12 protein-coding genes are annotated in these 13291 nt (G+C 51.0%); 7 read left to right on the top strand and 5 right to left on the bottom strand.

Annotated features, from left to right (window positions below):
* Positions 1-53: 53 nt before the first annotated feature.
* The 3 genes from REH51_RS15110 to REH51_RS15100 all read right to left on the bottom strand — a co-directional run bounded on the left by REH51_RS15110 (position 54) and on the right by REH51_RS15100 (position 1790).
* Positions 54-686, bottom strand: a complete 633-nt coding sequence (locus tag REH51_RS15110) for a thiopurine S-methyltransferase (protein ID WP_498936218.1) — start codon at positions 684-686, stop codon at positions 54-56.
* Positions 687-737: 51 nt separating this feature from the next.
* On the bottom strand, positions 738-1373 hold the full coding sequence (locus REH51_RS15105; RefSeq protein WP_009722669.1) for a TIGR04211 family SH3 domain-containing protein: 636 nt from the start codon (positions 1371-1373) through the stop codon (positions 738-740).
* A gap of 87 nt (positions 1374-1460) precedes the next feature.
* Complete coding sequence (locus REH51_RS15100; RefSeq protein ID WP_009722668.1) at positions 1461-1790, bottom strand: DUF1820 family protein; 330 nt, start codon at positions 1788-1790, stop codon at positions 1461-1463.
* A gap of 213 nt (positions 1791-2003) precedes the next feature.
* Here REH51_RS15100 and REH51_RS15095 point away from each other — a divergent pair, with 213 nt between their 5' ends.
* From REH51_RS15095 to REH51_RS15085, 3 genes are read left to right on the top strand one after another with little or no spacing between them, the layout of a single operon-like run.
* Positions 2004-3227, top strand: a complete 1224-nt coding sequence (locus tag REH51_RS15095; protein ID WP_009722667.1) for an ATP-grasp domain-containing protein — start codon at positions 2004-2006, stop codon at positions 3225-3227.
* A 30-nt stretch (positions 3228-3257) separates the two neighbouring features.
* Positions 3258-5291, top strand: coding sequence for a hypothetical protein (locus tag REH51_RS15090; RefSeq protein ID WP_498936216.1), 2034 nt, complete (start codon positions 3258-3260; stop codon positions 5289-5291).
* 49 nt (positions 5292-5340) lie between these two features.
* On the top strand, positions 5341-6093 hold the full coding sequence (locus tag REH51_RS15085) for a TlyA family RNA methyltransferase (protein ID WP_039868777.1): 753 nt from the start codon (positions 5341-5343) through the stop codon (positions 6091-6093).
* 97 nt (positions 6094-6190) lie between these two features.
* On the opposite strand, the gene mscK is transcribed toward REH51_RS15085, so the two are convergent.
* Positions 6191-9532: a mechanosensitive channel MscK gene (gene mscK / locus REH51_RS15080; RefSeq protein WP_498936214.1), complete on the bottom strand. Its 3342-nt coding sequence runs from the start codon at positions 9530-9532 to the stop codon at positions 6191-6193.
* 176 nt (positions 9533-9708) lie between these two features.
* On the opposite strand from mscK, the gene REH51_RS15075 reads away from it, so the two are divergent.
* The 4 genes from REH51_RS15075 to REH51_RS15060 all read left to right on the top strand — a co-directional run bounded on the left by REH51_RS15075 (position 9709) and on the right by REH51_RS15060 (position 11820).
* The gene (locus REH51_RS15075; protein ID WP_498936212.1) at positions 9709-10728 is read left to right on the top strand and encodes a phospholipase A; all 1020 of its coding nucleotides are present in this window, start codon (positions 9709-9711) and stop codon (positions 10726-10728) included.
* Positions 10729-10809: 81 nt separating this feature from the next.
* Complete coding sequence (locus REH51_RS15070) at positions 10810-11142, top strand: ElaB/YgaM/YqjD family protein (protein ID WP_009722662.1); 333 nt, start codon at positions 10810-10812, stop codon at positions 11140-11142.
* Complete coding sequence (locus tag REH51_RS15065) at positions 11142-11546, top strand: phage holin family protein (protein ID WP_009722661.1); 405 nt, start codon at positions 11142-11144, stop codon at positions 11544-11546. Before REH51_RS15070 ends, REH51_RS15065 begins: the two co-directional genes overlap by 1 nt.
* Positions 11521-11820, top strand: coding sequence for a YqjK family protein (locus tag REH51_RS15060; protein WP_009722660.1), 300 nt, complete (start codon positions 11521-11523; stop codon positions 11818-11820). The genes REH51_RS15065 and REH51_RS15060 overlap by 26 nt, the downstream gene beginning before the upstream one ends.
* 102 nt (positions 11821-11922) lie before the next feature.
* Here REH51_RS15060 and REH51_RS15055 read toward each other — a convergent pair whose 3' ends face one another.
* Positions 11923-13107 carry a BaiN/RdsA family NAD(P)/FAD-dependent oxidoreductase gene (locus REH51_RS15055; RefSeq protein WP_498936210.1) on the bottom strand — a complete coding sequence of 395 codons (1185 nt, stop codon included), beginning with the start codon at positions 13105-13107 and terminating at the stop codon, positions 11923-11925.
* Between the last annotated feature and the right edge of the window lie 184 nt (positions 13108-13291).

Genomic DNA, 13291 nt, shown 5'->3' with positions numbered 1-13291 from the left:
GGTTTACCCCTAACGGTTTACTCTGAGCATATCTGCCCGCCTAGCGGGCAGATTTATATGTGCGGACCACGACGCTCCAGCGCCCAAACGCTTTCACTGCGCCCTCGCTCATCAGCCTCTCTGTTTTCAACCAGTTCAACGCGAAAGTTGGGCACAAACAAATGTTCAATTTCACGGTTGGGCACGCTGTAGGGCGGGCCTATATTGCCTTCATCGTGAGTTAATCCCACTAATAACCCTCTAGCACCAGGTGGTACTAATTGAGCAAGGTGAAAGGCGTAGCGCTCTCGAGTAGCGGGAGGTAGCGCAATCAGTGAGGCTCGGGCATAAAACGCACCCACTTCTGCCGCTTGCTTGATGTGTAAATGAAAAAAATCACCACACCATAGTTCGACGCTGCCCTGGCGTGAAACATTGAATCCAGCCTGCGTATAGCGCGATACGCCTGCATTGCGCTGTGCTAGAAACTGCTCTATCGCCTCAGGTGCCAGCTCAATACCCAGTACGGGATGCCCTTCATCTGCCAGCCAACGCATATCCAGACTTTTTCCGCATAACGGCACAAGCACCTTGGCACCAGGCGTCACATTGAGCGTAGGCCAGTATTGAACCAACGCAGGATGCGTATCGGACAAATGAAAGCCGATACGACCCTCTTGCCAACGTTGACGCCAGGGATTTTCCATTGAGACCACCTCGTACTCAAAATTTCGCGTAACGCTTATTTTAGAACCTGTTTAAAACCAGCGATCTCTCTTCTTACGACGACGCGGTAAATGGGGAACAATCAGACCGACTAATAACCCAGCCCCGGCAACCCCGCCGCCATACATGAAATAGCGCATAAGTAAGTCTTCTTCTTGCGTGTCTAGACGCGCCTGCAATGCACGCACCTGCTGCCGAGACTGCTCTGCTTCACTATCGAGTTCTCGGTTACGCGCTTCTAACTCGACGATCCGCTGTTCACGGATATCAAGCGTTTCTGTCATAGAAGATACTCGTTGATCCCAAGTATCGTTAATACCATTCAACTCTTGAGTGAGCTCATCTACTTGCGCTTGTAATACAGGCAACTGTTCACGGGCACTCGGGTTTTGCTGTAGCTCGCTGCTGAGCACCCAAACTGTATCGCCGCTATTGCTGCGTACACGAGTATAATCACCGCTTGTTTCAAGCACCTCGACTTGCTCACCCGCATTTAACGTTCCTACAATGCGATAGCCATCGGTGGGGCCGCTACGCACATACGTGCTTAGCTCATCACTTACCCAGGCTTGGTTATCAGACTGGGCAAATGCAGGAGTTCCTCCGATACTCAACAACACGCCAACAGCAGCGGCGTAACAACTACTACGAAGTTTATTTACTTGCATGACGTCATGTCCTGATTTTAAAAAAACGCGCGAGGCCGACGAAGCCAATCGCGCGATCGCTCAAAGCGGTGCGCTTGTCTTAGGCGCTTACCCTTCCCCACGAGGCGGCAATGGGAAGGGACGAGGAAACTCTGCGACGCGGGCATCGCTCTTAACTGCTTTCAAAGGGCCTTCACGTTCGACTTCATCAATACGCACAATGGAGTTCAGCGGCAGGTAGCTGCGCTTAACGCCTTCAAAAGTGCGCTGCAATTTTTCCGCCCCTGGATCAACAACAACCCGCGACGCATCGTCAAAGACAAACTCCTCGACTTCAATAAAGCCCCAGAGTTCGCTTTGAAAGATTTCTCTGACGTATAAATCCCATATTTCACCTTGTTGGTGAACCACCACACGGTAAATCGGCTTGGCCGCCATCTTGGCCTATTCCTCTTGCCACTTGAACATAATGTTAAGGCGTCTAGCCTACCATACTCACGGGTTTGCTCTTTAGTACGCCATCATCAAAAGCGCTTATTTTTGGCTATTTTCATCTTCAGAGGCTCCTAATTGGCCGATAGGTTGCTCTATCGTGTATGGTGAAGTAAGTGGTCTGGCAACTTTATTCACTCACCCACAGGAGTCACTATCATGCAAAAGGATCCCAATAAGGGCTATATCGCCCTATTAGGTTGGAGCCTCAATGCGATCGAAGCGGCAGAGAATTTTGACCGCCGTTACATCGTAGTTGCACCCGACTGGGCCGAGGAGTACTGCCAAAAACATGACATCCCCTACGTTCCATGGAATTTTGAGCGCCTGAATGACCGCTCTATCGAAATTGCTGAAACGCTGAAAGAGAAAGGCGTTGATGTTGCAATTCCGCTTTATGAAGAGACCGTGGAGTGGGCGGGCGCGATTAACTCACTGCTGCTCGATAATCCACGCATTTATGGCCAGTCGCTGTTGCTACGCGACAAAGCACTAATGAAGCGCCGCGCCCAGCTAGGCGGCATTCGCGTGGGTATTTTTGAAGAAGCCCACGATAAAGACGACGTTGTCCGCTTTCTTAAGCGCGTTAACCAAACGCTACTCAAGCTCGATGGTGATCCCAACGACCCCATCCACCTGAAAGCGTTTGATAAGGCTGGCTGTCTTGGCCACCGGGTGATCCGTACACCGGATGAAGTGGATACTATCCCTGACGAAGAATTTCCGGTGCTAATGGAGTCTCACCTGGACGGCTGGGAATTCGCCGTTGAAGCGTGGATTCACGATGGCAAAATCGCGTTTCTGAATATTTCAGAGTACGTGACACTTGGCTATTCAGTGTTTGTGCCCGCTTCTCCAGAGCTCGAAAAGTACCGCGAACAGATCACGACGCAAATCGAAAAACTGATCAAAGCATTTGATATTGATTTCGGCTTAATTCACCCCGAATACTTTGTCACCAGCGACGGTGAAATGTACTTTGGCGAAGTCGCTTATCGCCCACCTGGCTTCAAAGTCTTTGAGCTTCTCGAACGAGTTTACGGCTTTAACGCCTATCAGGCGTCTATGCTGGTCTTCGATCCTAACAGCACCAAAGAAGAAGTCGCTGCCTTCTTTCCAAAAGAAGTGGTCGACGCAGATGGATTCGCGGGTTGCTTTGGCGTATACCCCCGTCGTCGGGTTGTTAGCCGCCTAGAGATTCCTGAAGAAACAGAGGATCACCCCTACTTTGAATCTCACGAACTGACCACACCGGTTGAAGAAACCGTTACTAAACGCACCGCGTTTGGTACCCACTGGGGCTTGGTCTACTTTAAAGGCGAAGACGCACACACTATTCGTGATCTGCTTAAACGCCAAGAAGACCTCGACTTCTATGTATAATCCCCGCTACGGCTGGGATAAGGAGTCAATGTGACGATCAATCAAGAGGCATCTTCAACTGAAGATGGCAAGCTCAAAGGATTGCTGAGCAAATTTGATGATGCAGTGCGCCTGCTTTCGCAGGCGCCTGCTTTTTCTAAACCGGCGAAACTGCCCCGCGTAATGGATACTGCGCGCCGAATCTTGATGCAAGAGGGTGGCTGCGCCGCCCTCGAAGCACGCGCGGCGGATTTTGAATCCGCCGGTGTGTTTGCAGGCTCAGACTGGGAGACCCCGCAGTTCTTAGTGCCCACCCTTACCACGTTCTCTCTAAAAAGTGCTGACGCCAATATGGTGGTTATTGAAGCTCTGAGTGAACTGCGGCTTTTAGCAGTCGCCAAAGGTGATTACTTACACGCACTGGTATCCCAAGAGCATGCACACCACTATTTAACACAAGTGATGGCCATCAACTTATGGCTGGTATTTAACGCGCCAAGCGAGGCCGAACGGGAGACCCAGGGACGATTAGCAACTATCCCCAGGCAACTGTTTAAACACTTAGCCGATCGCATCGGTTACGAACATGTTATTGATCAGCTCATTGATGAAATATGGCGTATTTTAAAGCAGCGCCCTATTCAAGTTGATCCCATCAAACAGATGATCACCCAAATTGCGCTGTGCCAAGTCAATCCTGAAATTGATTTGGGAGCAAGTGGTCAAGGGGCTGACAGGCTGGGTAGCTCGCTTTTCGGACCAACCCAAGCTTGCCGCGAAGACCCTGGCGTTGAGCTTTACCGTGAACGCCTGGAACGTATGGATAACGCTGCTTTGCAAGCGGAATCCACGGGTTTCGCTCGTGCTATGCACGACACAGGACTGGTATCGCCCTATCATACGGTACTCATGCGCTATTTACTGGAAGAGGGAGACCACCTGCTATCAGAAGCACTGGGACTCTCATCGACCGGACGTGACTGCTTACTCTGCTATCGTGAACTGGTTCATGCGCTGATTCGCAGCGGTGTTTATCCTGCCACAGCCCAAGCGGTTTATGGCTTGGCACTATTACTTGAGCGGGGCATTCTCTATCAACCCCCCGTCGCTCCCGCTATGTGGCGCCAGCTCAACCTGAAGCTTTCAGAATGGTCAGAAGCACGATTGAATATTGCCTATGGCGACGACGCGTCACCCCGCGCCCGTCTGATTGAAGGCGTGCTTTGCATGCTAGGGCTGCCGCTAGGCGTAGGACAGGGCAATAATCCTACCTGCCAGTCAGCGAGAGCGCTCTCTATGTGGGCCTACAACGATCCTGACTATTTGCTACAAATGGTGGCCTGGGCCGCGCGTGATGATGAAATCATTATGCATTTTGAAGGACAGTCAATCTCTTCAATGGAAAGTGCGTCTGGCGTTGCATCCGAACTACCGATGGACCTAGACCCAGCTTCCTTGATTGTTGTCCCGCATCTAGACCGTATTTACGCTGAGATGGGTAGGCGCTGCATTGGCCGTGAAGGTGACCCCCACCGCTGGGTTAACCCAGAGTTTCACGGTTGGTGGTCAGGACGGGGTTTTAGCATTAACGTTGATGTTGCCACCGGCCAACTTATCGGAGTGGATAGCTTTATTCGTCACTTCTACGCTAGCTATCACCCTTATTACAATGGCAATCAGCCGCTGATTCATCCTCAGCCTGCTGGCATTGCTGTCACTGACAGTGCTGCCCGCTTTATTGGCTGGCATGCGATTACAATTTTGCGTGCCTCTTTAGATCCTAACGATGTAATGAGGATCTATTTTTACAACCCCAATAACGACAGCGGCCAGGACTGGGGGGATGGTGTTAAAGTCAGCACTTCAGGTAATGGAGAACGCTTTGGCGAGGCCTCGTTACCCTTCGCACAGTTCACGTCTCGATTATATATTTACCATTATGACCCGTTGGAGCGTGGCGAGCTGGCCACGGTAACGGAAGAGGAGCTTGAGTCCGTAAAAGGCTATCTGCATCGTAGTGGGGGGGGGAGCCGTTTACCCCCTACTGAGCTACAGGCAGATGAGGGGCCACACTCCCCGACGTGAGGCTCGCTAGAAGCGTTTAATAACCGCCATATTGACGACAATGACTCAACTGACACGTTTAGACCAACTACTGGTCAGCCAAGGGCTGGCCAGTTCTCGTACGCGCGCACAGCGGTTGATTCGCAACGGTCGCGTGTACCTTCAAGATGGCACACCTCTCGGCAAGCCATCCGAAAAGTGGCCGCTGGATACCTTGCTTCATATCGATGAAGACCCAGAGGAACGCTACGTTTCCCGTGCAGGCTTAAAACTAGAGGGCGTTCTTAACGCACTTAACATGCGACTGGATGGACGCGTCGTGTTAGATATTGGCCAATCAACGGGGGGCTTTACCGATTGTTCACTTCAATTTGGTGCCTGTCATGTCATAGGTGTTGAAGTTGGCCATACACAGTTAGCCGAGCGCTTACGTGGCGACCCAAGGGTCACTTGTCTAGAAGGCTTAAATGCCCGTCATATGACGTCATCGACAGCCCTTCAAAACGCCGTGGCTAACCATCCTATCGACATGGCCGTGATGGACGTTTCGTTTATCTCGCAAACACTAATCTTGCCCGAGATTGCCCCTCTTTTACCCACGGGGGGGCAACTACTTTCATTGGTAAAACCACAGTTTGAGCTAGAACCAGGCGCCCTGGATAAGCGTGGCATTGTGCGTAACGCTAGCCGTTATGCCGACGTGGAGCAAAAGATACGCGATGCTTGCACTGAATGCAGGTTACTCATAAGCCACTGGCAGGAAAGCCCGATTACCGGCGGCGACGGTAATCGGGAATTTTTACTACTGGCCACTAAACACTAACAACAAAGCATTTAATAACAATCGCTTAAGAATAAGCACTTAAGAATAAGCACTTAAGAATAAGCACTTAAAACAAGCCCCAATGCTAACCTAGCCATTAGCTTAGGTTAGCAGGAGGCAGTCGGTTAGCTGATTGTACTTTAACTGATTCGCCTCGGTCACGGTGCAACCACACGTCCATTTGCTCGAAGGCCACCCGCACACCCGCCTCACGGAACAACTCATCAACCCGGCAGTTAACTTCGTCCGCAGCAAACAGCCGGTCAAGCAAATCGTTGACGAAAATACGCAGCTCAAAATTCAGGCTGTGCGGCCCGTAGTTCAGACAGAAAACCTGAGGCTCGGGGTCTTCTAGTACGCGGGGGTTTTCGTCGGCGGCCTGACGCAGCAGCGTATGCACTAAAGGCAAATCAGACCCGTGAGTAACCCCGTACGTCAGCACTACGCGGGTCACATTATCCGAAAGTGACCAGTTGATGAGCTGATCCGTCACAAAGGTTTTATTGGGAATGATGATTTCTTTTCGGTCAAAGTCAGTCACTGTGGTGGCTCGAATGCGGATCCGACTCACCGTGCCATGAAGATTCCCAAGCGTAATGGTGTCACCAATCCGAATTGGGCGTTCAAACAGAATAATCAAGCCAGAAATAAAGTTGGCAAATATCTCCTGAAGCCCAAAGCCTAAGCCCACACTCAGTGCCGCCCCCAGCCACTGCAATTTATTCCAGGAAACACCCAGCGTCGCCAACGCCATCACGACGCCAGTTCCAACAATAGTGTAGGAGAGCAGCGAGCTAATGGCATAAGCACTACCCTGCTTTAATGACAAGCGCGAAAGCACCATCACTTCCAATAAGCCGGGCAAGTTACGCGCCATGATAAAGGTAACGGCGACTACAAGCAGCGCAGTGAACACATCGGAAATCGATAGCGCGTCTCCGACCAAGTCACCCTCTTCCGCATCCCATATTGACACCTGATCTAAATAGCCCAGCACCGCCAGTAGGTCTGACCACACCAGGTACAGCAGGGCACTAAAACCTATTAACAAAATCAACTTCGATAGGCGCAATGATTGCGAGTTGATTTTCTCCATATCTAAAGGAGGCTCTTCAACGACCTCAACCCCTCCTTCTGCGCCCTCTTGCACTTGAGCATGACGTCTAGCAAGCGCTCGCCGATAAGCTAACCGCCGTGCTGCAACTGCTAAGCTACGCACCACGGTGGCTTCAACAACGACCCACAAGCCCAGCAGATAAAGGGTTATTGCAAAACGTGCAACTAGGCGCAACGCCGTATACTCGTACCCCCACACCACAAGGCCTAGTAGCACAAGTGGTACCGACGCCATCGCAAGACCTAGCACCAGCCGAAATAGCCGCACACCGAAAAACGGGACATGAGATAAGATTAACAGCGCCAACCACCAGCTCATCGCCACCAAACCAGCGGCAAAAACCCCTATCGCCACCGGGCGCAACGCCAGCGGTGTTTCCATTTGACCTGAGAGCGCGGCAATAACGACCACAGGCGCTAACGCCAGTCCTAAACCACCCAGCAACTTACGCAACCGCGCAGTATAAGCCGGGGCCCAGGTGAAATGACGCTCTGCAACTCCGTCAGAGACAAGAAGCCGACGCCCCCAAGCCACAACCACCCAGCTAAGCGCCAATTGCATCAGCGCTGGCGAAACACTGCTTGCTAGTGCGCCTTCAGCCTCACTTAGAGCAACACCAACCCCCGCCAACCCTAAGGGCCCTGGCAGCGCCAGCAGCACATTTAAAAGCACCGCCTTTATCGTATGTAACTGAGTATCACTTTTCAGCCGACCAATTTGGGAGTGAATGAGCGCAAGCCGTGACTTAATTTGTCGACGCAGCCCGATCAGAGCCACGCCAAGCACAATAAGCGGAGCGCCAATCAGCATGCGCCATGAAAAACCCTGCCATTGAGTGGGTAAAATCGCCCGCCACTCTCCTTCTAACCACTCCTGCTGAAGGTTATGGGGAATTTGCCGCAGCCAGTTAATATCCAACGGACGGCTGTTGGCCACCCAAAATAGCTGCTCATCAATGGTTGCCCGCAAATCGCGCGTCGTCGCCAATAGCTGTTGTTGGTTTAGCTGCAGCTCAATAGCAGCACTCAGCAAGCTGCCGTAAGACTGCTCAAGCTGCTCTACCAATTCACGGCGCGATTGATAAAGTCGCGTCAAAGAGTCCACCAACCCTGGAGTGACATCAACCCCAGCTTCCTGCAAACGCTGAGCAGCCAAGCGATCACTTTGACGCAGCTGGTCGCGCTGACGAATCAAGTCAAATTGCTTGAGTCGCAAATCGGCAATTTCATCTTGCAAGTCACGCCTTGGCGCGACTAGCGGTAACGACTGGCGCTGCTCTCGAAGAATACGTGACAACAGCTGGCTACCACGGATAGCGTCAATTTGCTCGTTAAGGCTGCGCTGAAGTTGCCGCACATGATCTAGCTGGCGCTGTGCCTCTATATTTTCACGTATAATGCCGTTCGCTCGATCCGTGGCTCTCAGCAACTCAAGACTCAACGCTTGATTCGTTTGCTGAGCATTGAGTACCACAGGATGCCCTTCGGCGATCAGCGGGTCGTTCTTTGCTGCGTCTGCAATGGCTTGCTCAGAAACAAGCCGCCGCTGGCGGTCAATCACGCCTTGCAATAAGTTAAGCTGCTGCTCCTGCTGGTCTATTTGCAGCTCAATGAGCTCACGGCGCTCTTGAGCCAATTCGCGCAACCGACTGTTGGCACTCAGTTCGCGTTGGTTAAGGTTTACTTCCTGTTCAGCGAGGGCACGCTCAATGCGCCACTGAATTAGTTGTGCATCGTGGCGCGCCGACAGTTGCCGATCCCCCAGTAAGGCTTCTCGTTCATCAGATTGACGGCGTAAGTTTTCAGCTCGCTGTAACGCATCTGAAATTGCTTGCTGAGCGCGCTCAGGCAGTGTTTGCGCTGCCAACAACTGCGAATTCACTTCGGCTAATTGGCTTTGAAGCTGCTGAAGCTCTACCACTGCCTTTGCCTGTTGCGCTTCTAGCTCATTCAGCGGTATATCGCTAAGGTTATCTACCGACAGCTGCCGGCTTTCCTCTTCAGCCTCATTTAGTTCACGTTCCAGGCGACGCAGTATTTCAGGGGCTTGAGTGACCCGTTGCTCTAGCGATTTAAGGCGCTCTTCAACCGCATGAAGGCGCTCAAAACTTTGCAGTGCAGCTGATAAGGCTTCCTTGACCTGAGTCTGCTCAGTGGTTAGCTCGCTTTCCTGAGACTCAAGCTCGGCTAATCGCTCAGATAATTGCGTCTCAGTGGGAACTTGATCAAGTAACGGCGCTTGCGCATACACCGCACCGGAAACTGTTAACAATAGATAAATAAAAAGGAGCCGGAGAAGTGCTTTCAGTGCGTTTTTGACCACGTTACATATGCCTCATCGACATGGATGCTACTCCAATCAGGAAGATCTCTATTGTCAGGCGTTCTGGCTTCTTACGCAATCTAACGCGTTTGACGAACAGGAGGTATTGACTTACACAATGGGCGTGATAGAAGAGACTCCCATAACTGCCTTTTATTTATTTGCGAGCCATTTTGATGGTCATTCGAAAACTGTTGTTAGCTAGTTTAATTGTTTTGCTAGGCACTGAAAGCGCCCTTGCAGAGACACGCGAGGAAATTGAGGCCCGTATCCGCGCACTCAATACCGAACTTTATCAGTTGCGCCAACAGCTGCAACATGTTGAAGATCCGACTGAAAGCGAATCGATGCCTCCACCACAGCTGCTTCCTCAGGAAATGGCGCTTGAGGATCTCAGTGAGCGCCGCCAATTTGAGCACGAGTCAACCCGCAACCCGTTTTCAATTACCACCCACCGACTCAACTACCTGCTGCCCGTTAGCTATAACAAAAACCTGGACGCCGAAAATTTTCGCAGCATTTCTGAAGACTCTTCACCTAATGACGTCGAAGTAAAATTTCAGTTTAGCGCTAAGTTCAATCTGGCTGAGGATGTGTTTGGCGACATTGGTGATGTGTATTTCGCTTACACGCAGCGTAGCTGGTGGCAAGCCTATAATACCGACGCCTCTTCCCCTTTCCGGGAAACCAACTATGAGCCTGAAATTTTCATTGATTTTGATAACGCCTGGAGTGCACTAGGCTGGGTAAATACACGTAATCGTTTCTCCTTCATCCACCAGTCTAACGGCCGTTCAGACCCACTCTCGCGAAGCTGGAATAGAGTTTATCTCGAAAGCACGTTCCAACGCGGTGACTGGGCACTTTCTTTAGTCCCGCACTGGCGCGTACCTGAATCCGAAGGCGACGATGACAACCCCGACATTGATCGCTTTGTCGGCTATGGCGATATCCGCCTAGCAAAACGACTCAATAGTAACCACGAAGTGGCAGGGGAATTGCGTGGCAACCCAAGCGCTGGTAACTATGGCACTCAAATAGACTACAGCTGGCCTGCTTTTAACAATGTGCGTGCCCACCTGCAGTATTACTACGGCTACGGTGAAAGCATGATTGACTACAACAATCGTGTACATCGCCTCAGCATTGGCTTTAGCTTAAACCCCCTGTTCAGCGCGACTGGGCTGAACCGTTAGCGCTTGAGGTTGTCTTATAGTTAACGGCCAGCTATGCTGGAGTTGTTACTTATTCATATTCACTCGTCAAAGGATGACATCATGGCTAAACGTAATACTGACACCTCTGCTCGTGCTGACCAGTTGAAGGAAGATCTCCGCCACCTGAGTGAAACTGTCGAAGAGTTGATGAACGCCACGTCAAAAGATGCAAGTGGTGAGATGCGTGATCTTCGTGAACGCGCAGAAAAGCGATTGAAAGATACTCGATCGCGCTTAGAAGCACGCGGAGAACGACTTTACGAAGACACTCGTGAATCTCTATCTCAGCAAGTTGATTGCTGTGATCGTTATGTACATGAAAACCCTTGGGCCAGCATTGGTATTGGTGCCGCAGCGGGCCTAGTGGTGGGTATGCTTCTCGGTCGCCGCTAATGGCTTTAGGGCCAACACAACGCGTATTCTCTGCCGCCAAACGCCTGCTGAAATCATTAGTTGCTAATGGTGAAACCCGGCTTCGTTTGGCGGTCTTGGAGCTGGAAGAGGAGCGCGCCCGTTTGCTAACCCTGCTTTTATTGGCAGGGGCTAGCCTACTGTTATTGCTGTTAGGCGTCGCGACACTCACTGCACTGGTTGTTGTCCTGTTCTGGGATACTTACCGACTTACTGCAATTGGTGTCAGTGCGGGCGTTCTTATTGCTTTAAGTTTTTTACTAGCAGTTATGGCTATTCGGCAAGCGAAACAACATACGCTTTTGAAAGAAACGCTTAAGCAACTTGCCGCTGACCGGGCTTTGCTGGAGGTGAATGAGGATGACTCGTCCCAACACCGTCGATAAGCCTCCTAGCCGAGCAGAACGTAAAGCCACTTTGTTAGCTGAACTAGAGCAACAACGTATCGATATTTTGGTTAATAGCGACACGCTGACAAAGGCTGCTTCACCGCTAGACAATAACTGGCGCAACCTTAAAATACCTTTGTACGTGATTGGTGGCGTTGCTGCTTTGCGTATTTTGCGCCACCCAGGTGGCGCGATGGCAGTTGGCAGAAAAGCGCTGGCTAGCTACATGCTGATACGAAAGCTGAAGTTGCTAGCTAGAGTGACTAGTTAACACGCTACTGGCGATATAGTCTGATGAAATCTACACTGGGCCGTTTTATAAACGCTGATTTATAAATATCTTACGACTCTACGGCCCAGTTCTCTGCACTTATCAACATGCCTGCCCGCAGGCGACACCACTTGCCCAAGCCCACTGAAAATTATATCCCCCCCGCTCACCCGTTACATCTAGCACCTCACCGATAAACCTAAGCTGCGGTAGATCTTTCACTTCAAACGTTTTTGATGAGATCGATTCAGTACTTCCCCCGCCCATCGTTACCTCTGCTGTACGCCATCCTTCCGTACCTGACGGCTTTAACTGCCATTGGTTTAGCCGCTGTGCCCAAATATCAAGCGCATCATTGCTGTACTCTGCTATGGAGCTGGCAAGATTGTGATCCGGGTACCACTCCAGCAGCGCTTGAGCGAAACGCTTGGGAAAACGTTCTCCCAACCATGTAGACAACTGACGTTTAGGGGTCGTATGACGCGCATGACGCAATGTTTCAGCGGCATGTTCACTGGGCAGTAAATTAATAGTGATAGTGTCGCCTGGCTGCCAAACGCTGGAAATTTGCAGCATCGATGGGCCTGACAGACCACGATGAGTAAATAGCATTGGTTCGATAAAGTGCCGCTCATTGCAGCTAACCTCGCATGGCACACTGACGCCAGAAAGTGCTGCTGCGCGTTCTTTCCAACTATCGCTCAAGGTAAACGGCACCAAACCTGGGCGGGTAGGCAGAACATCGATACCAAACTGGCGGGCAATATCATAACCAAACCCTGTCGCCCCCATTGTGGGTATCGACAAACCGCCCGTAGCAACCACTACCGTACCAGCGTCTATGCTCCCCATCGACGTGGCTAAGCGCATGCTATCTCCCACCCGCTCTACCTTAGAGATTGACGTACTGAGCGCCACCTTAACCCCCGCCCACTCACACTCAGTCAGCAAGACACTGACGATTTCTTTAGCAGAATCCGCACAAAAGAGCTGACCTGGGGCTTTTTCCACATACTCAACGCCATGTCGCTCTACCAGCGACACAAAATGCTCAGGGCGATAACGCTTTAACGCGGAAATGCAAAAAAAAGGATTTTCCGAGTAAAAGTGCTGAGGCGTAGTAGCAAGGTTGGTAAAATTGCAGCGTCCGCCTCCAGACATCAATATTTTCTTGCCTGCCTTGTTGGCATGATCCACTACCAGCACACGACGCCCCGCAAAACCAGCTTGAGCCGCACACATTAAACCAGCGGCACCTGCACCAATGACGACGACGTCGTAGACCATAAAATAAGGCTCCCAGGATGAAAAAAGAGGGGCATTTTAACAGGTAAATAGCACCAAATTACTGTACATTAAAAATAAGCTGTACAAATAATGTATATTTATTTAACAAAATATCACTGTTCGAACTTTCGCCCTCTGACGCGGCAACTCCCTAGATGGTATTACTAGGCATTTTTGATAACAC

This window comes from Halomonas bluephagenesis, assembly GCF_054790765.1.
The sequence above is the reverse complement of the archived record's forward strand: the minus strand, read 5'-3'. Positions and strand labels throughout refer to the sequence as shown.